We start from the raw sequence: 18,947 nt of genomic DNA, 5'->3' as shown, positions 1-18,947 counted from the left end.
GCACCGATCCGGCCGAAAGTCTCCAAGTAGCTGCGGACCGGGCGCAACGTGCCGGGAATGGACGGTATGTCAGCGGCTCGGCGTGCCGCAGAGCATGCGGGATGGCGGCTGGCGAGCTGTGTCAGCGAGCGTTCGCCGAACCGAATGTTCGGCGGCTACCGTACGGGCCCGGCCGCAGGTGCCGGCGGGAACAGTTGACGCAGCGTCGGGCCGACGGCCTTTGCCAGCGTACCGTCGTCGCCGGAGTGCATGACCAGGTTGACGACCCCCATCGCGACCTCTCGGGTGCGTGTTTCGGCGGCTGCGGTCGCGACGTCGGGCAGGGCGAGATCGGCAAGTAGCCGTCGTACCAGTACGCCCTCGCCCCAGAGTGCCTCGGCCGGGCTGGAGAGCCGGCCCAGCCAGGACAGCAGGATCGCGGCCCTGCCAGCGGGTGAGGGCATGGTGGCGGTGAGCCGTCGACGGGCCTCGTCGACTTGCGCATCGGACAGCTCGCCGGATTGCTGACCGGTGACGGCGACCAACACCGGATGCAGCACGTCAGGAACCCCACGCTCGGTCAGGTACCGCTTGCCTGTTCGCCCCGCGGGCCGGAACTGCGGGCGGCCCTCCTGCAGGTTCAGGAGTTCGGCCAACGGTGCCAGGAAAGGAGTCAGCTGATTCGGTACCCCGTGCTCGGCCAGGAACAGGTGGAGCGCCGCAGGATCCGCCACGACAAGGTCGTTACGGAACCGCGACCGCTCCCAACTGACCGAGCCGTGGCCGTGCAGGCCAGCGTTGGCAAGCACCTGGCCCGCAATATCACTGAGCACGATCGTCGGCCCACCCAGACAACGACAGACGTCACCGGTAGAACGACCGGTCGTGGTCAACACACGCGCCGCGTCGACCGACACAGCGTCCGCTAACTCAGCCAGAACCGCACGCCCGGGAAGAGGGCCGCCGTCCTCACCGCCTTCGACGATTTGCACGGCGTGGGCTCGAAACCAGACATCCTCGAGCCATTCGATCATCCGTGCCCTCCTGCGCCGACCCGACGATCGTCGTAGGCATGCTGAGGCCGACCACCGAGACCGCGCAGAGCGCAACGCACTCACATGCCACCGTTCGTGCGTGCCACCCGGCCGAAGTCGTCACGCTTCGTAACCATTCTTCCTGGCCGCTCGACGTTCGGGTCCTAGCCGATGACAGTTCGTTGAAGTGTTGGTGTCCCGTGCCAGGCACGCTCGGCTGGCGGCCCTCACAGAATGCGCGGGCCACCCTCTATGCCGAAGAGCCAATGCCGGTCGGTCACGGGCACTGGCGGCAGTTGGTCCTGGATCAAGCATTCGAGCGCCTCGGCGAGGTCGGCGATCACCTCGCCGTTGATCTGCTCATGTCCACGCAGGAAGAGGGGCTCACCCTCGATCACGTAGCGATGAGCAGCCTGCGCCGACGTGACGACTCCATACCCACGCAGCCGACGTCCCGCCTCCGCGATGATCGAACGGACGTAGTCCCGTTGCTCGTTGTCCCAGTTGCTGGCGTCGAGTGGGAAGGCGAAGCTGGCGCCGACCTGCACGTGAGTTCGCAGGTCGTCCAATACAGCATCGGTCCGTGGTGACCGCTGCTCGGGTGGCGTCTCCCCGGCCACCTGAACGGCTTCCAGGAGCAGTACTCCGAGGCTGACGTCGTAGGCCCAGAACCAGCGCCCACCAAACCCGACCGGTACTGTCTTGCTCACTCCACACCCATCCGTCAATAGCCGATCTCCCGCGAGACGGCACGGGGCGAACATCGGCGGGCTTCTACCGTGATCCGAGTATGACTGGCATCCGGATCTGCCGCAGTGCGCGCGTTGTCCGCCTACCCGGCCATCACCGCATGTTGCCGGCTCTGGGTACCAGTGACAACGACGACGCCTCGGTGTCATCGGCGGTATCCGCTTCTGCCGCCCTCCGCGCACCCAGGCGGATGGTGAGCCGTCACGCTCGGTGTTCGACGTCCCGTGACGCGCATCCTGAACTGGTCGAGAACCGTGCACCTGATCGAGGTGGCCGGGGTTGTCCGAACGTTCCGATGACAGCGCATTCGATCATGTCCGGGAACGGACACGGTCAGCGCCGGCCCTTCGTTGGCGGTGCGTACGAAGGGGCCCGGCTAGGACAGGAGCGGCCTCGGGTTGAACATGGTGGCCCGCCGTCCGCCACGGGCGGTGTGAGGCGCGCCGCGGCGGGCGAGCCGGCCGCCGAGACGGAACCACTGGACCGTCCCGTCCGGGCCGCGGACGAAGTTGGCGCGTGGGCCCTCCTCAGTGCCGCCGTTTAGGGGCAGGTCGACCACGTAGTCCTTGCGGTAGAACGCGAACCCGTCCACCGCCTGGCCGCCGAACATCAGCACCAACCGGCCGTTGTCGGCGACGAATTCGAACTCCTGCGTGTAAACGGTGCCGTCGATGTCGATCTGCTGACCGGAGTAGCTGCCCAGATACGGCGCGAGCTCGGCGTCGGTGAGCGTGAGCGGGGGCGCGGGGATGTTGCTGACCCCGGCAAAGCGGCGCAGCGCCCAGTCGTCGATGAACAGGTCGTCGAGCAACGCGGTCCCGGCGTCGGAGTTGGTGAGCACCGTGATGGCGAAGTCGCGGGCGGGCACCATCAGGAAGCCGCTGTGCTGCCCGGCCCAGTCGCCCCCGTGCTGCACCACCGTGGGTCCCTCGGCGGTCGGCCGCAGCATCCAGGTGACGCCGGCGCCGTCCAGCTCGACGAACAGGGTGCCGCCTGGGCCGGGACGGGACCGCATCGCGCGGATCGAGCGGCCGCTCAACACGCGACCGCCGTTGCCCAGGTGGAATCGGGCCCACCGGATCTGGTCGCGTGCGCTGGAGATGAGCGCGCCGGCCGGGTGGAGCGAGCGCGGAATCCGCCAGGACTCCGGCGAGACCACGATGCCGCCGGTGGCCGGGTCGTAGACGTGCGGCTGTGCGACCCGGGCGCCGGGGATCTCGTCCAGGAAGAATCCCGATCGGCTCAGGCGGAGCGGATCTAGCAGGCTTCGCCGCACCTCTTCCTCGTACGAGCGGCGCGTCACTACCTCGATCAACCGCCCGGCCAGGGACAGCGCGGCGTTGTTGTAGGCGAACACCCGGCCGGGCGGGGTGAGCTGCGGGAGGCGGTCCATCGCGGCGACGTAGCGGGCGAGCGCCCCGGCGTCGTCGCCGGTGTCCAGGAAGAAGTCGCCGAGCCAGCCAGCCGTGTGGTTGAGCGCCTGCCGGACGGTCACCCGCGACGAGGCCGCAGCGTCGGTGGTCCGGAAGCCGGGAAGGTAGCTCCGGACCGTACGATCAAGATCGATCCTGCCCTGCTCCACGAGACGCATGATGGCCGCGCCGGTGAAGGTCTTGGTGGTCGAGCCGACACGGAAGACCGTATCCCCGTCGACGTCCTCGGGAGCGTCGGTGCGGGTGACGCCGAAGCCGCGGACATATTCGTTGCCGCGATACCAGAGGCCGAGGCCGACGCCGGCGACGCCGTACCTCTCCATTCCGGCCTGGATCTTCTCCTCGAGCTCCCGGACGGCGGACGGGACCCGAGTGAGTCGTGGCGGCGCGGGGACGGCGGTGACGAATCCACCGGCCGCGGTAGCGCGTAGGAGGTTGCGACGGGACACCTGCTGTGGTGGCATGAGAACCCCCGCGGTTGAGGCCGAGCCTCCAATCTAGATCGGTGGCGCTACAAGCGGCTCGGTCGGTAGCGCAGCGGCCGCTGATGTCGTAGCTGGCGCCGGTCGAGATATCTGGCGATTTTCGGATTCCGTCCACGATCAACTGCAAAGTTCTGCCGCCGACCGTGCGCCGCAGCGGCCGGGGTGCATCACGCACCGTAGGGTGCCACGGTCGGCAGCCACCGACAGTGACAGACCTGCCAGCGCTGCCGTGCCCTGGCCGTGGCAGAAGCGGATGCCGGATCATGAACCGTGGTCGGGTGGCGGCTCACGGCGCTGTGTGCTCCAAGGGATGGCGGATGTGGTGTTAGATCGTTCGGTGCTCGGTTGGCGCTCGACGCGGGATGTGCGGGGCGCCTCTGGTATCAGCGTTGGCATCCTGCTCGGCCGGCTCGCACAGCAGCCCGATGCCGCGGTGTGGGACGAGCTCGAAGACCGGCTTGTTGTAGAGGGAGAGTGTTGCTGCTCGGCGGGGTTCGCCGCGTTGCCCGAACTCGGCCGGCTCGCGGAGTTCGGCACCGACGAGCATCGGGACCGGGCGCTGGACCTCGCGGCGGCGATCGTACGAACTCTGCACCGGTACGACGAGCATGACGACCTGGTGCGGGCTAACCCTGAGGCTCTCGCGGTGCTGCATCGTCTCGCTCAAGCCCGCCTGCGGGGGTGTGCCGGTCCCGAGTTGGTCAGGCAGTTGCAGGACACGCTCGCCTTCGCCGGGTACCTGCTCTGGGCCTCGGTCAGCCTGGACTTCACCGACGAGCACTACCACCTGGACTGCCCACACTGCACTACCCGTCTGCTGACCGTGATCGGCGACTACGGCCGCTACTCGGCGATCCGCGACCACAACGACGGCGACATCCGCCGGGTTCCGCTCTCTCCCGCTAAGCCCGAGGACTTGACGGGGATCGGTAGCTGGGTACACGGCATCGCCACCATGGGCGGCGATACGACTCTCGCGGACGGCCTCACATGCCTGTTCGGCCGGGCCACTTGCAGCATGTGTGGCAGCAGGTTCAACCTCGCCGACTGGCTCGAGGCCGAGTACAGTCCCGGCCAGCCCATCGACCCGATCGTGCCCCGAACCGACCGCTCAGCCTGACACGGCGACGTCTCGGAGGATCGGCTGCCGGCCTGGATGTCCTGCTGTCCGTGGCGCTGTACGTGACGCCGGCCGCGCACGATCCACGGAAGATCCGCGGAAGATCCGGATGCCGGCTCGGCGTGGTGCGCGGGCGGGACCTCATCCGGGATGGGTCGTCGGGAAAGGGTTCATGATCCGTCGAGGGTCTGCCGGCGCATCGGGGAACGCAGGATCGGCACCCACACCAGCGCGAGTGCGGCGCAGGCGACCCAGGTGGCGGCACGAGGACCGGAGAGATCGCCGACGAATGCCGCGGCCGCCGCGCCGAGGGTGAGCGCGCCGCTGAACATTACCCGCAGGGTGCCGTTGACGCGTCCCAGTAGCCGCGGCGGCGTGACGTGCTGGCGGAACGACATCAGAACCACGCTGTCGAAGCCGACCTTGAAGATCACGATCGCCCAGGCGAGCGCGGCGGCCGGCCCGGGAACGGCCTGACCGACGAGCGGTAGCACGAACGAGACCGGGGCGATTACCAGCCCGATCACGAGTACCGAGCGGCCGGCACCGAGCATCCTTGACAATCGCTCGCCGTAGAGCGCTCCGAGCAGGCCTCCGGTGCCGCCGGCACCGAGGAAGAGACCTAGCTGGCTCTCCGTCCAGTGCAGTTCCTGGACCAGGATGAGCGGCAGCATCGCGACGGTACCCGCGGTCGCGAAGTTCACGAGCGCTCCGGCGACGGCGATCGCGCGCAGGGTGCGGTTGTGCCGGACGAACGACAGGCCCTCCCGTACCTCGGCCGCGAGTGAGCGTCGTACGACCTCGACCTGGCGTGGCTCCGGCCGCTGGATGCGTCGGATCCACAGCGCCGACCAGAGGTAGCCGAGTGCCGTCGCGATCAGCACCGCCGAGGCTGTGGACAGGCCGACCAGCCAGCCGGCCAGCGCCGGAGCGCCGACCAACGCCATCTGCTCCACGATGCCGAGCCGCCCGTTCGCGGCGATCAGGCGTCGGCCGTCGCCGCCGCCGACAAGATCCGGCAGATGGCTCTGCATCGCGACGTCGAAGAAGACGGTCGCGACGCCGTTGAGGAACACCACCACCCAGAGTTGGGTCATGGTCAGGACGGAGAAGGCGGCGGCGACCGGTACCGAACCGATCAGCGCGAACCGGGCCAGATCCATGGCGATCATGACCGGGCGACGGGCGACGCGGTCGAGCCACGCACCCGCCGGCAACCCCAGCAGCAGAAAGGGGGCGGTGCCGGCAGCGGCCAGTGCACCCGCCGCGCCCGGACCAGCGCCGAGCGACGTGATCGCGACGAGCGGGATGGCCACCTTGGCGATGTTGAAGCCCCATTTCGCCGCCACGGCGGCGACGAGGTAGCGGGTGAAGTCGCGGGGCAGGGCCCGGGCGTCGGAGTGCCCTCGGGGGGCGTGCTGGATCGACATGCCCGAACCCTCGGTGGTGGCCGCCGCCGCGCACCAACGATTCGGACTACGATGAATCCTCATGGAAGCCATCTGATGCTGCAAATGTCGTTGTCCCTGGCCGACCTCGCGAGTGTCAGGTTCGCGATCTCCCCCGCCTGGGAGGTCGTTGCGAGCCTGCGCGTACTGCGCGATCCCGGCGCGCACGCCGTGCACCTGCCCTGGGTGAGCCGGCACCGCGCCGCGGTGCTGGCCGCACCCGACCTGCGGCTGCTGCGGGACCTGGTGATCGCGCCGGAACGGAGGCTGCCGGGTTTCCTCGCGCCAGCGCCGCACTCGCCCGTCGCCGAGCCCGAGGCGGAGTTCGCGGCCGTGCGCAAGACGCCGGTGGCGGTCGTACGCGAGGAACTCACGGCGGTGTACGGCGACCGGCTGCCCGCCTCGCTGTCAGACCTGCGTCGCGCGCCGCGTCGTACTCTTCGCGTGGTCGTGGAGCAGATGCGGACCTACTGGGACCTCGCGCTGGCGCCGTACTGGGGGCGGATTCGCGGCATCCTGGAGGGCGACGTGATGTTTCGGGCACGGCGACTGGCCGACGCGGGCCCGCACCGGATGTTCTCCGAACTCGATCCCATGATCTCGTGGTCGGATGACGTCCTATCGGTGAACCGGCCCAACCTGGACCTGCGCTACGAACTCGGAGGGCGCGGCCTGGTGCTCGTGCCGTCGCTGTTCGCCTGGCCGAACGTTTTCGTCAAGGCGTCCGAGCCTTGGGCTCCGGTGCTGCGGTATCCCACTCGGGGTGTGGGCTCGATGTGGCTCAACGACCCACCCGCGCCTAATCTCGCCCCGGTGCTCGGCCAGGCTCGGGCGACCCTGCTGGCTGAGCTGACGACCCCGTCGACGACGACGTCGCTGGCCCGCCGTACCGGGCTGGCCCCGAGCGGAGTCTCGGCCCACCTCTCACGGCTCGTGGCAGCGGGCCTGGTCACCCGGCAGCGGGCCGGTCGGCTGGTCTTCTACGTGCGCACCGCGCGGGGCGACGCACTCATCGGCGGCTGATCCGGAGGTAGGGGCCCGGGTGTAGGGCAGAATGCGTCGATGGGTGATCACCGGCATTGCCGCGTTTCTGTCCTCGACGGCGAGCTCGAGCTTGCCGGTCCGCCGGCTGCGCTGCGCGCTCTTGGCCGGTTGCTACGCCAGCATGCCGCGCACCTTGAGGTAGCGATCACCGACGGCGTCGTCATCCAGGAGGAAACCGAAGGCCCTCTGACCGTCGGTCTGCGTGATGGTGCAACTCTGCACTTCTCCGGCGGCCGCGGGTATCTCGACATCATCTGGGAAGCGCTCGATGGTGTGGCGGATCAAGCCGAGACCGCGGACGCGCACGGGGTCAACCGGCATCAGCACATCGAGTACCTCCCCGGCGACGAGTACCGGTCGCCAGCATGTGTTCCGTTGATCATCGTGGCCGACTGGCCGGAGCCGGCGTAGCAGCAACGCCCTCGACGCGGCAGGTCAGTGCACTCGATCTTGGCGCCTCGTGCACAGCAGCCCTACGTCATGTCGACGGTGTACGCCTCCTCGCGCACGTCGGGATCGGGATGGTGGCGTAGGTCGAGCAGGAGGTCCCGCCAGGCTGCGGACCATCCGAACGTGGCGCCGGGCCGGGTGAGCTCGATGGCGAAAAGTCCACCGGCGAGGTCGCCTCGGCCGGCCAGCCGGAGGATGGCCGGCCGGAGGACGGCGGCGTCCATGGAGTTCGGCAGTTCCCGCAGGCGGGCAGCTACCCGTGCGGCTGTGCGGACGGCCAGCGCGGGCCGACCGGCGCACAGGTCGGCGATCTGGTCGAGGTTGTCGAGGCGTCCGAGACCGACCAGCATCGCTGTCGCCGTCCCGGTGAAGGCGGGTTGTGTGGCGAGCTGCCGGGCCGCTGTGACCATCGCCGACCGGTTGGTATCCAGGGGTGTGCTGCGCGCCCAGGTCACCGCCGCTTGCGCCAGGGTTTCGATGCGCCGGCGGGCCGGCCGGTCGGCCCCGGGCCCGGCCGGCTGGGAGTCCGCGGCGTCGCGTTGCGTAAGGCGGTCGAAGGCGACGTCGAGACCGGCACCATGCAACGCGCGCAGCAGTTGGGCGATCTCGATCGTGGCGCGGTGCTCGCCGAGGTCGGTGAGTCTTTCCACGACCAGCTCGGTGATGTCGCCGGCCCAGTGGGACCAGTACGGCAGCTGTTGGAACGCGGCCCTTCGGACTTCGCGGTCAATGGCGCGGCATGCCTCGGTGATGAGTGCCGCGTAGCGTGCCCGGTGCCGGTCGGCGACATCGCTCGCGGAGGCCGCAAGCACGGCGCGGCATTCCTCCCTGCTGCCACGCAGCGCCGTGTCGAGGATCGTCCAGCTCGCCTCGGTGTCGAGCCGCTGACGAGCGGCGGAGACGATCGCCGCGCGGACGTCACGGTGCGTCTGCGGGTTCGTATACGTGTCGAGCAGCATTCCCATCACCTGCGGCGGGCCGTACCGGGCCAGCAGGCGGGCGGCCTCCTTCCGGCTGGTCACCTTGGTGCCGGGGTCGAGCAGCACCGGACGCAGCGCGGCGGGCAGCCGCGACGGCGCCACGAACCGCACCGCGCGCCCGGCCGCGTAGAGCGCCACCCGGGCCCGGTCGTCCCCGGCATGTTGGAGCAGCAGGGGCAGCGCCTCGGCGGGCCGGTCGGTCCACACCAGCGCGCCGAGCGCTGCCTCGGCGAGCACCACCGTGGGCGAGTCGATGTAACGCAGCACCGGCTCCCGCCCCAGTGCGGGGATCGGGGCGGCGGCCCTGATAGCCGCGGCCCGTTGCCGTACGCCGGCCGCCGTGTCGGCCACGACGCGCTCCTGCAACCCTATGTACGCAGCGTGCTGGCGGGGCAGCCACCGCTCGGGGTGGACCGGCCAGCCCGGCACCCAGCGGAGGTGATCGGAGACGAACCGACCCCGCGGCGGATGGTCGAGCACCCGGTCCGGCAGGTCGGTGCGGGTTGTACAGATCGTCCGCCACACGGCCGGGATCGTCACCGTGGTCGGGTCGGCGGTAAGCAGCTGCTCAACGCGGTCGCTGCGCCCTCGCGGGTTGTCCAGCCACAGCTCGACGGCTCGGGCGGCCACCGACTCCGGGCTGTGCCGGCCGGTCGCCCGGTGCAGCAGCTCCTGCAGCTCGGGCACCCGCCAGGCGCGCTTGCCGAGCGCTCCGGTGAGCGCGAACAGCGGCCCGTAGCGGCCACGCTCCATAGCGGCCGTGACCCAGCCGGACAACCGATCGGCGACCATGGTCTCCTGCCCACAGCGCAGCACCACGTCGAACCGGCGCAGCACCGGTACCTGCGCGGTGGAGCCCACCAGGTCGATGGTCAGCAGCGCCCACTCGCGCAGCTCGGGCACCTCGACGTGATGTTGCAGAGTGTCCGCGGCGAGGGCGCTCAGCGCGGACGTCGTCACGGCCGACCCGTCCCGCGCCTCGACAGCGTCGGTGGTCAGCCGGGTCAGCCCGGCCGCCGCGGCGGGGGTGAGCAGGCGGGCGACCGAAGAGAGCGCGCTCAGCGCGGCAGAGCGGACCGGGTCCTGCTCGTTGTGGAGCCGGCCGAGCCGGTCCACCAGCTCGGCGACGACCTGCGGGTCGCGTGAGCGCCGGGCGGCGTGCACCAGCATTCCGTACGCCTGCGCCCGCTCGCCAGCGTCGCCGGAGCGCAACGCGTCCGCCAGCGCGGCCGACGCATCCGGCCAGGCCAGGAACGAGCTCCAGTAGCGCACCATGTCTTCCCGCTCGCGGATCTCCGGCAGCCCCAGCAAGCGGGTCGCCTCCCGGATCCGGACCGCCGCGGGCAGCGCCTCCATGACCTCCGTCGCCGGTACCCGCGTGGCGGTGTTCACCTCGGCCAGCGCGCCGTCGTACAGTTCGCCGCGACGCGCCGGCGGAAGCTCGTCGAGCAGCGCCGCGAACGTTGTGGCGTTGTCCCGGACCAGGCAGGCCAGTGGGACGAGCCGGTCGGTGGGTAGCACGGCCAAACGGCGCAGCACCGCGGGCGGCAGTCCGGCACGCCCGACCCAGGCGGCCCGGTCCGGCGCGGTGAGCAGGGCCACGACGCGGCCAGGGTCATGCGCGGCGAGCAGACCGTACGCAGTCAGGCCGCCGGGCAAGCGAGTCGGCGGCGCGTGCCGCTCCAAGAGGCCGAGGACCGTGGCCGGGTCGCCGTCGAGCAGCGCATGGCCCACCTCGTTCCAGATCCGGTCGCGGACTTCGGGCGTGGCCGCGGCCAGTCGTGCCTCCACCCGCTCCAGAACCAGGCCGGGGTGCCGGCGCATGAGCGCCCCAATGTCGGCCGCGTGCTCCAGCTCAGGCAGCAGCGACCGCACCACCGGCGCGCTGCACGCGGGCAGCACAGCCGCCGCCTCGTCATCGCCGTACTCCGCGCGGACCCCGGCGACCAGGGCGTCCGCGGTCGCCGACGCCTTCAGCCGGCGCAGCAGGCGATAGATACGCCGCCGCTCAACCGCCGACAGGTCCACTTCCGCCCCACGGAGCAGGCCAGCACGCGCGGCCGCGCCGAGCGCCACGGCCTTGATCGACGGCTGCGGATCCTGTAACGCGGCCTCGACACCATGAGCGTCGCGCACCACCATCGAAGCGACCAGGGCCAGATGACGCTCATACGCGCCCAGACCCCGCAGGTCGGCACACACCTCGGCGCGATCGGCGGACTCGCGCGCCCACCCGGCCACGTGGCGTAGCCGCTGCCGATAGGGCAACGAATCCAACGACGTCAGCAGTTCCCGGGTGGATGCGAGCACGGCGCACATTCTGCCTGCCCAGCCTCGACCACGAGAGCCAATATCACCCGACGATGGGCTAGCCGGCCGATCTTCAAGGCAACGGACACCGCCCGGCATCCGGGTCATCGGCTACTTGTTTCATTGACCGGTGACCGTGGCCCGGCCAGGCTTCGGTCTAGGCGTCCGGGCTTGTCGCCTTCTCTTCGGCTGCCCACGCTGGTCGTGTGGCTCTCAATTGGCCTGCGGGGCCCCGGCGTCGCCGCAGGGCGGGGAGTGGCTCGAGAGGGGTTGCACGCCTCGAAGTAGCGTTGCCCCCCGGCTCGACAACCAGTGTCGAGCGGGCCGGACCCTTCCGCGGCGGGCCGGCCACCGACCCGGACGTCGAGCAGTTCCCTCCACGGTGTCTACCACCCTCGGCACCGATTCCGCGGCTCTCGCTCACCGGCCGGCCGGGGCAGTGTGCGCCCTCGACGATGAGGTTGCCGAACCAGGCCGGCCCCGTTCCGTCGATCGCAGGGAGCAGCGGTCCGGACGGCGCGCAGCTCAACCGGGTGTACCGCTCGCACAACGCGGCTCGGGCGGGAACACCTGCTCAGGTGCGCGGGCCGCTACGCCTAGGCGAATGTACGGATGAGGGCTCGACGGTCCGGACGCGCGGGCCCGCACCGGTTCAGTAACAGTGACCCAGGTCACTCAGGATAAACTTTCACCCGCCGTTCGGGTCAAGATCACCTGGATACCTCTCGCGCTCAATCCAGGGAGAATGATGCGTTCAGTTCGCAAGTTATCGGCGCTGGCACTGCTGGTGCTAGGGGTCTCGGTGGTGGCTCCGGGCGGTGTGCCGGCGTCGGCGCAGCCCCGGGTCGGGAAGCCGGCGACCACACCCGTGGTCGCGTCCAAGCCCCGGACGGTCACTCTGCTCACCGGCGACGTCGTCCGCCTCGGCGCTGTGGACGGCCAGACCGCTGTCGACGTCGTGCCGGGCAAGGGACGGGAACGGATCCCGTTCATCACCCACAGCGCCGGCGAGGACGTGCGGGTCATCCCCGCCGACGCCGTGGGCCTGCTCAACCAGGGCAAGCTCGACTCCCGGCTTTTCGACATCTCGATGCTGGTCCGCTTCGGCTACGACGACACCCGGGCCGCCCTGCCGCTCATCGTCCAGCACAGCAGCGTCGCCCCCGCCGGCCTCGTCGGTGCCCGGACCACCCGGGCGCTCTCCGGGGCGAGCGCTGTCGCGGAGAGCCGCGCGGACGCGGTGTCCTTCTGGAACAGCATCACGTCCGCCGCGAGTGGCACCGAACGGCAACTGCGGCCCGGGTTCGACAAGATCTGGCTCGACGGGCTGCGCCAACCCACCCTCGACGTCAGCGTCCCGCTGACCGGCGCGCCGCAGGCATGGAAGGCAGGCTGGACGGGAACGGGGGTGAAGGTCGGTGTGATCGACACCGGCGTCGACCAGACCCACCCCGACCTGGTCGGACAGGTCGCCGCCGCGGAGAACTTCACCGCCGACCCAGACGCCCTCGACCGCGTCGGCCACGGCACCCACGTCGCCTCCACCATCGCCGGCAGCGCCGCCGCGTCCCAGGGCCGTCACAAGGGCGTGGCACCCGGCGCGACTCTCTACAGCGCCAAGGTCTGCACCGCAGAGGGCTGCCCGGAGTCGGCGATCCTGGCGGGCATGACCTGGGCGGCACAGCAGGGCGTCAAGGTCGCCAACATGAGCCTCGGCGGCCCGGACAGCCCGGAGACCGACCCGATCGAGGCGGCCCTGGCCGACCTTACCCACCGTTACGGCGTGCTCTTCGTCGTCGCCGCGGGCAACGACGGCCTGGCCGGCGAGTCCACGGTGAACTCGCCGGGCGGCGTGGCCGAGGCGCTGACCGTGGGGGCCGTGACCAAGACGGGCGAGCTGGCCGAGTTTTCCAGCCGTGGCCCGCGCGCGGGTGACGCCGGTATCAAGCCGGACCTCACCGCACCTGGTGTTGGCATCGTCGCCGCGCGCAGCTCGACCTCCGACCTGTTGCCGGACGACGAGAACCCGCAGTACGCCAGCCTCTCCGGCACCTCGATGGCGACTCCGCACATGGCTGGCGCGGCGGCGATCCTGAGCCAGCAGCACCCGGACTGGACGCCTGAGCGGATCAAGTCCACGCTGATGGCGGCCGCGCAGCCGAGCGCTGCCATCGGCGTCTACGAGCAGGGCGCGGGCTTCGTCAACGTCGCCCGGGCGATCCAGCAGACCGTCACGGCTAGCCCGGCCAGCGTCGCCTTCGAACGGACCACCGCTGCGCAGACGCGCACGGTCACGTACGCGAACAGCGGCTCTTCCGCCCTCACCCTGGCCGTCTCCCTCGACGCCAAGGACGCCGACGGCGCCCCGGCACCGGCCGGCCTGTTCAGCCTCAGCGCCTCCTCGGTCACGGTCCCGGCCGGCGGCACGGCCACCGTGACCATCACCGTGCAGGCCAGCGTCGACCTGCCCGACCGCTACTTCGGCGGTGAGGTGACTGCCACCGGCGGTGGCACGCAGGTGCAGACTCCGGTCGCGCTCGACGTCGCCCGCCACCAGCTGACCCTCAAGCTCGTCGGCCCGGACGGCGGAGCGCCCACGGCCGAGCAGGGCTGGGTGACCATCCTGACCGACCTGGACCGGCAGGCCATTCTGGTGCTCGGCGACCCCGCGACCACCCAGTACCGCATCCGCGCGGGCCGCTACCTGGTCCAGACCTACCTACAGAGCGGCGACCCGTACTTCCCGCAGATCACGTCGCTGGTGCGCCCGAGCCTCGACCTGACCAGGGACCAGGCGCTCACCATGGACACCCGCCTGGCGAAGCCGATCGCGGTGTCGGTGCCGAACCCGAAGGCCACCGCGGTCTTCCAGGAGTCCGGCTGGACGATCCGGACCGAGCAGCCGCAGATCTGGGGCAGCAACGACCCGTACGGCGTGCTGATGAACGTTCCCTTCGACCGCGTGCGGACCGCGCAGATCGGGGCTGGCAAGACACCCGGCTTCGTCTCCTACGTCAACGGGACGTGGGGCCAGGTAGCCCAGGACGGCAGCCTGCACAACAGCCCGTACGTCTACCGGGTCTACCTCTACGAACCGCAGAAGATGATGACCGGGCTGACCCGCAAGCTGCGCACGGGTGACTTCGCCACGGTCCGCTCCCAGGTCAGCGCGGACGTTGCCGGCGTGCCGGTTTCGCGGCTCGCGTTCGCGCACGCGCCCGGCAACTCGCCGATCACCCGGTCGGCCGACGGGCGCCAGGCCCCGCCGAGCTTCACCTACGACGTGCCGAGCACCATCACCGAGTACTACAACCAGGACAAGTTGGCGGTGTGGCAGTCGACCTCGGCCCAGCAGGGATACACCTACTACCAGTCGGCGTGGGCCAGCTTCCGGCCCGGCCGGACGTACACGGTGAAGTGGGCCAACGCGGTGGCCGGGCCGGTCTTCCCAGAGCCGAACTTCGGCCAACAGTTCGCCACCCGCTACTGGGGCGACACGATGGGCGGGCCGGGGCCGCTGCACGGCGACGGCAGCGGGCACATGGGGTTCCGGCAGATCGTCGGCGGCAGCGTGCAGGTGGACCTCTACCGCAACGGGGTCAAGGTCGGCGACGCGAACCAGGCGCCCTGGTCGTGGGACGTGCCTGCGGAGAAGGGTGACTACCGGCTGGCCGCAACCTTCCGCAGCGACCCGGCGTTCACCCTGTCGACCGTGGTCGACGCGGAGTGGACCTTCAAGTCCGCGCACGTCAGCGACGGCGAACTGGTGAAGCTGCCGATGACGGCGATCCGGTACACCCCGGAGCTCGACATCGACAACCGGGCGCCGGCCGGCCGGGTGTTCGCGATCCCAGTCTCGCTCGACCGTCAGGTCGGAGCGGCGCCGGGCCGGACCAAGACCTTGACCGTCGAAGCGTCCTTCGACGACGGCAAGACCTGGCAGCAGCTGCCCGTACGGCGGTCCGGCGAGAAGGCGGTCGCCTGGGTGCGCAACCCGGCCGGCACCGGCTTCGTCTCGCTGCGGTCCGCCGCGACGGACACCAGCGGTAACACGGTCAAGCAGACCATCATCCGCGCCTACCGGCACTGAGGGAGGGCCCGGACGCGGCGCCGGTAGGCGCCGCGTCCGGTCACCGGTGCCAGAGCAGCCGGTCACGGATCCGCCGGGCCATCGGCGAGTCCGTGATCGCTGAGGCGGCTAGGGACAGGGCCAGATTCTGCATGCCGAGATGAGTGCGACCGCCAGCACGCGGCCGCAGGGCGGCTACGTGCTCGCGGTCGGGCAGCAGGACCCAGGCCCGTCGGCGACGCCCGCGCCGGCGCCGTCGACTTGCTCCGGGCGGCGGCACCGTCCGCGCCGAACGACAAGAACGACCAGAGGAAGCGAACGTCATGACGGTACGTATCGGCATCAACGGCTTCGGGCGGATCGGGCGCAGCTACCAACGCGCCGCCCTGGCGAACGACGCCGACGTCGAGGGCGTCCCGCTCAACGACCTGCATTGATTCCTCAGGCGTGGGCCCGCGACTGTTCTTCCAGCGCGTTCCCGCGCGGTCCCGAAGGCAAGGTCGTCAAGAACCGGCTGCATCGTGCCGTGCGGGTCGGCACCGGGCTGGTGGGTGAGGAGCGCCTGGCCGCACCTGAGGCCGAATGCGCCCGACTGACCGTGCTCGGCGCGTACGCTGCGACTGCTGCCTGTCGATGGCGACAACGAGTCGTGCCTCGTGATGCAGGACCTTGAGGGCAGCGACGTGGTCGAGTAACGCCCCACCCCACCTCCCGACGCGGTCGACGGTTCTGCCCCGACCATGTCGCCACGCTCACTGGTGTTCGCGGGTCGGTACGGGCAGGCTCGGGCGGCCGGCTACCGACGGTGGTTACCGGCCGCCCTGCGGGCGGATCGTTGTCAGATCCCGGTAAACGTGATGGTGGCGACGTAGGTGCCGGGGGCCAGTGTGGTTGGCGCTTCGATACGGAGATCCGCACCGAGCTCGCTCATGCCGAGCGAGCCGGCGGCGCCGATCGCGAGCGGGCTGCTGTCGAGCAGCCCTCGGCCGGACTCGAAGCCCAGGGCGAGAGCGGCGCCGGCGGTCACGCCACCCGTGCCGGGCTGCGCCACAACCTGCGGGGTCCAGCCGAGGAACTTGCCGGACAGTGTCTGCGAGCCAGCGGCGAAGTCGTTCACCTGAGCGGACGCGGTCCAGCCCGGCGCGCCGGCGCGGGTGTCGGTGACCCGGACGGGCCGGAGCTTGCCGCTCGACACCCAGTGGTCGGCCTCGGCGCTGGCTCGGTGGGCCGTGGCGTGAAGAAGCGGACGATGTCGTCGGCTGCGGTGGGGGACAGCATCATTGCCTGGACTCGTGCGGACATTTCGGCGATCGGGTGGATTCTAATGAACATCGCCTCCTCGTACGTCTGGATCGCCGAGTCGGGGTCGGCGGGGTTGGTGGCGAGTTCGGCGGCGAGTTCGGCGGCGTCGAGCATGGCTTGGTTGGCGCCCTCGCCGACCGGCGGCATGAGGTGCGCGGCGTCACCGATGAGGGTGATGCCCGGCCGGTGGGCCCAGCGTGTACCGGTGGGCATCGCCTCGATCCTGCGTGGGGTCGGCGGGCCGTCGCCGGCTTCGATGAGTGCGGTGAGGCTGGGGTTCCAGCCATCGAACATGCCCAGCAGAGCGCGCTTGCTGCGGTAGGTGTCCATGTGGCGATCGTCCGCGCGTAGGGAGATCCCGACTCGGATGCTGCCGTCGCCGAGGCGTTGCGCTGCCAGGATCTGGTTCACGCCGATGCACCAGAGGTTTCCGGGGCCGACCAGATCGGCGAGATCCGGGTGACGCCGGTCGGCGTCGTTGATGCTCAGCTCTACCAAGGTGGCCACGTAGGAGAGTGTCGCGTCGGTCAGCAGCGACCGGACGACCGAGCGTGCGCCGTCCGCACCGATGAGGATGTCGCAGTCGGCGCTGTGGCCGCCATCGAACGTCAGCCCGAACCCTCCGCCGGGTCGTGGCGTCGCCGCGACGAGCCGGTGCTGCCAGGCCACCGTGTCGCCGGGGAGCGAATCGAGCAGAAGATCACGCAGTACGCGGCGGTCGATCTCGGGACGTCCGGAGAAAGAGCCGGGTTGTGGCTTGTGGTGCACGAGGGTGCGTCCGGCCGGGTCGAGGATGCGATGTTCCTCGCCCTCGGGCCGTGCCTCGGACCGGAATCGGCCGGCGAGGCCCGCATCGGCCAGGGCCTGTTGCCCGGACTCCGGGTGCAGGTCGAGCATTCCGCCCTGTGATCGCGCGGATCGGCTTGCCTCGCGTTCGTACACCACCGCGTCGATGTCGTGCCGGTGCAGGATTCGGGCCAGCGTCAGTCCGCCGAGGCCACCACCGGCGATCGCAATCCGCATCATCGTCTCCACTACCGTACGCTGTACCTTATGGATACGCCGTACGGTAGCGCACCGCTGCCCATCTGGGAACGGCCCGAGCCTCAGCCGCGGGCGGCGCCGGTGCCGCTGAGCCGCGCGAAGATCGCCGCTACGGCGATCCGGCTCGCCGACGCACACGGCCTCGACGGGCTATCGGTACGCAAGATCGCCAAAGAGCTCGGTGTCGGTCCGATGCGGCTCTACGACTACGTGATCAACAGATCCGAACTGCTTGATCTGATGGTCGACGCCGTGTATGCCCAGATCGCCGAGGCCGGCCAGTACTCCGAGTGGCGCGCCACGGTACTGGCCATCGTTCACCGGACCCGCGATGTCGCTCTTGATCATGAGTGGTTCGCCGACCTGCTCGGCGGAAGGCCACACCTAGGACCTCACGCGCTCGCCGTGGGCGAATCGACCGCGGCGGCGCTCAGCCAGGCCCCTGGCGTGCGCGGTATCGACGATCTCCAGCGGGCCTTAGGCGCCCTCAACGCGTTCATCGTCGGAGCGCTCCGCAGAGAGATCACCGAGCGACGCACCGCCCGTTCAACCGGCACCAACGTGTCCGCTTGGCAGGCCGCCCTCGGACCCTATTTGACACGCATGCTCGAAACAGGCCGCTACCCGACCGTCGCCCGGCTCGTCATCGACGGCACCCACCTCAATGCCGAGGAAATCTTCCACCACAACCTGGTCACCATCCTGGACGGCATCACCAACCATCCCCACACGTGACCTATTGGGTTTCTTGACGCGGTACTGGTTGTGGCGGGCGGGTTTCACGGCGCGGAGGTAGGTACGTTCCCGGCGGCCGGGGATCAGGAGAGCGGCGAGGTCGGGCAGCTTGGGTAGGGTCAGTCCAGTCCTGAGATGAAACTGGACTTCGCGTGGGCAGGCGGCAGCACCCGGCTCCGCCCCGGATGCTGCCGCTGTTCAGGCCGTGGCGGTGAGCTCAGCTCACTGCTGGTGAAGACGGACCAGTCCATTTCGGTGATCGGCTATGGATTGTAGCAAAGGGAATTGCTGAGTGGCAATGCCCTCACGTCGAAACCAAGCGCCGTATAATTAACGGCGAGGTGCACATAACCCGGGCCGAGATGAATAAAGGGGTTCCCCAGCTGCGACGGACCTGGAGGGGAGGCCTCAGTCCCGGAGAGCCACTCGCGGAATCTTACGCAGTATCCCGGTCCGATCCAGATACCTGCAGTGCTCGCCCAGCCCGAAAAGCGCCCGGGTGGAATCAGGGCATCGTAGTTACCCTGTGCGTACTGACCATCGAAGACCTGGATGGCACCGATGGCGTACGTGCCTGTATTGCGAATCTCCCTGCTGGCCGCCGATGCGGCTGCGGGCGTCAGACCAACCAGGAGTGCAGCCGTCAGGGCAATCGTGGATGCCAATTTCACTTTCTTCATTTTGCCTCCCTGGCGCCTTTGATTTCCTGCTGGCTCGTTGCCTGCCCTCATGCAAACACTCTGCGGCTTCATCGAGGCTTCACA

General features: G+C 69.8%; 13 protein-coding genes and 2 pseudogenes. 7 read left to right on the top strand and 8 right to left on the bottom strand.

The features are described from left to right. Nucleotides 1-155: 155 nt before the first annotated feature. The 3 genes from ACSMXO_RS12300 to ACSMXO_RS12290 all read right to left on the bottom strand — a co-directional run bounded on the left by ACSMXO_RS12300 (nt 156) and on the right by ACSMXO_RS12290 (nt 3,645). Nucleotides 156-1,013: a hypothetical protein gene (locus ACSMXO_RS12300; protein WP_455417805.1), complete on the bottom strand. Its 858-nt coding sequence runs from the start codon at nt 1,011-1,013 to the stop codon at nt 156-158. 227 nt (nt 1,014-1,240) lie between these two features. Beyond that, nucleotides 1,241-1,723: a hypothetical protein gene (locus tag ACSMXO_RS12295; RefSeq protein ID WP_455417804.1), complete on the bottom strand. Its 483-nt coding sequence runs from the start codon at nt 1,721-1,723 to the stop codon at nt 1,241-1,243. Between the two features lie 416 nt (nt 1,724-2,139). Further along, nucleotides 2,140-3,645 (bottom strand): serine hydrolase domain-containing protein, encoded by a 1,506-nt coding sequence (locus ACSMXO_RS12290; RefSeq protein WP_455417803.1) that lies wholly within the window; start codon nt 3,643-3,645, stop codon nt 2,140-2,142. 346 nt (nt 3,646-3,991) lie between these two features. Between ACSMXO_RS12290 and ACSMXO_RS12285 the strand changes: the two genes are divergently transcribed. After that, nucleotides 3,992-4,801, top strand: coding sequence for a hypothetical protein (locus ACSMXO_RS12285; protein WP_455417802.1), 810 nt, complete (start codon nt 3,992-3,994; stop codon nt 4,799-4,801). A 170-nt stretch (nt 4,802-4,971) separates the two neighbouring features. On the opposite strand, the gene ACSMXO_RS12280 is transcribed toward ACSMXO_RS12285, so the two are convergent. Then, nucleotides 4,972-6,231 carry an MFS transporter gene (locus ACSMXO_RS12280; RefSeq protein ID WP_455417801.1) on the bottom strand — a complete coding sequence of 420 codons (1,260 nt, stop codon included), beginning with the start codon at nt 6,229-6,231 and terminating at the stop codon, nt 4,972-4,974. Nucleotides 6,232-6,315: 84 nt separating this feature from the next. On the opposite strand from ACSMXO_RS12280, the gene ACSMXO_RS12275 reads away from it, so the two are divergent. Together ACSMXO_RS12275 and ACSMXO_RS12270 are read left to right on the top strand one after the other, a co-directional pair. Continuing rightward, entirely contained in the window at nt 6,316-7,272 is a 957-nt protein-coding gene (locus ACSMXO_RS12275) for a DUF5937 family protein (RefSeq protein ID WP_455417800.1), read from the top strand. Nucleotides 7,273-7,311: 39 nt separating this feature from the next. After that, nucleotides 7,312-7,704: an Imm32 family immunity protein gene (locus ACSMXO_RS12270; RefSeq protein WP_455417799.1), complete on the top strand. Its 393-nt coding sequence runs from the start codon at nt 7,312-7,314 to the stop codon at nt 7,702-7,704. Between the two features lie 62 nt (nt 7,705-7,766). On the opposite strand, the gene ACSMXO_RS12265 is transcribed toward ACSMXO_RS12270, so the two are convergent. Next, entirely contained in the window at nt 7,767-11,042 is a 3,276-nt protein-coding gene (locus ACSMXO_RS12265; RefSeq protein WP_455417798.1) for a hypothetical protein, read from the bottom strand. A gap of 736 nt (nt 11,043-11,778) precedes the next feature. Between ACSMXO_RS12265 and ACSMXO_RS12260 the strand changes: the two genes are divergently transcribed. From ACSMXO_RS12260 to ACSMXO_RS12250, 3 genes and pseudogenes are all read left to right on the top strand, one after another. After that, a complete protein-coding gene (locus tag ACSMXO_RS12260) occupies nt 11,779-15,123 on the top strand; it encodes a S8 family peptidase (protein WP_455417797.1) in 3,345 nt (1,114 codons plus the stop codon). 302 nt (nt 15,124-15,425) lie between these two features. Further along, nucleotides 15,426-15,533 (top strand): annotated as a pseudogene (locus ACSMXO_RS12255) (glyceraldehyde 3-phosphate dehydrogenase NAD-binding domain-containing protein); the annotation flags it as partial. Then, nucleotides 15,493-15,797 (top strand): annotated as a pseudogene (locus ACSMXO_RS12250) (VOC family protein); the annotation flags it as partial. The pseudogenes ACSMXO_RS12255 and ACSMXO_RS12250, both read left to right, overlap by 41 nt. A 143-nt stretch (nt 15,798-15,940) precedes the next feature. Here ACSMXO_RS12250 and ACSMXO_RS12245 read toward each other — a convergent pair. Then, a complete protein-coding gene (locus ACSMXO_RS12245) occupies nt 15,941-16,219 on the bottom strand; it encodes a hypothetical protein (protein ID WP_455417796.1) in 279 nt (92 codons plus the stop codon). Next, entirely contained in the window at nt 16,216-17,430 is a 1,215-nt protein-coding gene (locus tag ACSMXO_RS12240; RefSeq protein WP_455419227.1) for an FAD-dependent oxidoreductase, read from the bottom strand. The genes ACSMXO_RS12245 and ACSMXO_RS12240 overlap by 4 nt, the downstream gene beginning before the upstream one ends. Before the next feature lie 27 nt (nt 17,431-17,457). Between ACSMXO_RS12240 and ACSMXO_RS12235 the strand changes: the two genes are divergently transcribed. Then, nucleotides 17,458-18,183 carry a TetR/AcrR family transcriptional regulator gene (locus tag ACSMXO_RS12235; protein WP_455417795.1) on the top strand — a complete coding sequence of 242 codons (726 nt, stop codon included), beginning with the start codon at nt 17,458-17,460 and terminating at the stop codon, nt 18,181-18,183. 263 nt (nt 18,184-18,446) lie between these two features. Here ACSMXO_RS12235 and ACSMXO_RS12230 read toward each other — a convergent pair whose 3' ends face one another. Continuing rightward, on the bottom strand, nt 18,447-18,863 hold the full coding sequence (locus tag ACSMXO_RS12230) for a hypothetical protein (RefSeq protein ID WP_455417794.1): 417 nt from the start codon (nt 18,861-18,863) through the stop codon (nt 18,447-18,449). Nucleotides 18,864-18,947 lie beyond the last annotated feature (84 nt).

It is taken from the genome of Plantactinospora sp. DSM 117369, from assembly GCF_053764795.1.
Note: the sequence above shows the minus strand (reverse complement) of the source record. Positions and strands in the feature narration are given on the sequence as shown.

What these genes read in the sequence shown, in the direction of transcription:
- ACSMXO_RS12300 (WP_455417805.1), bottom strand. Translation starts at nt 1,013, where the DNA reads ATGATCGAATGGCTCGAGGATGTCTGGTTTCGAGCCCACGCCGTGCAA.
- ACSMXO_RS12285 (WP_455417802.1), top strand. Translation starts at nt 3,992, where the DNA reads ATGGCGGATGTGGTGTTAGATCGTTCGGTGCTCGGTTGGCGCTCGACG.
- ACSMXO_RS12280 (WP_455417801.1), bottom strand. Translation starts at nt 6,231, where the DNA reads ATGTCGATCCAGCACGCCCCCCGAGGGCACTCCGACGCCCGGGCCCTG.
- ACSMXO_RS12275 (WP_455417800.1), top strand. Translation starts at nt 6,316, where the DNA reads ATGTCGTTGTCCCTGGCCGACCTCGCGAGTGTCAGGTTCGCGATCTCC.
- ACSMXO_RS12270 (WP_455417799.1), top strand. Translation starts at nt 7,312, where the DNA reads ATGGGTGATCACCGGCATTGCCGCGTTTCTGTCCTCGACGGCGAGCTC.
- ACSMXO_RS12265 (WP_455417798.1), bottom strand. Translation starts at nt 11,042, where the DNA reads ATGTGCGCCGTGCTCGCATCCACCCGGGAACTGCTGACGTCGTTGGAT.
- ACSMXO_RS12260 (WP_455417797.1), top strand. Translation starts at nt 11,779, where the DNA reads ATGATGCGTTCAGTTCGCAAGTTATCGGCGCTGGCACTGCTGGTGCTA.
- ACSMXO_RS12240 (WP_455419227.1), bottom strand. Translation starts at nt 17,430, where the DNA reads ATGATGCGGATTGCGATCGCCGGTGGTGGCCTCGGCGGACTGACGCTG.
- ACSMXO_RS12235 (WP_455417795.1), top strand. Translation starts at nt 17,458, where the DNA reads ATGGATACGCCGTACGGTAGCGCACCGCTGCCCATCTGGGAACGGCCC.
- ACSMXO_RS12230 (WP_455417794.1), bottom strand. Translation starts at nt 18,863, where the DNA reads ATGAAGAAAGTGAAATTGGCATCCACGATTGCCCTGACGGCTGCACTC.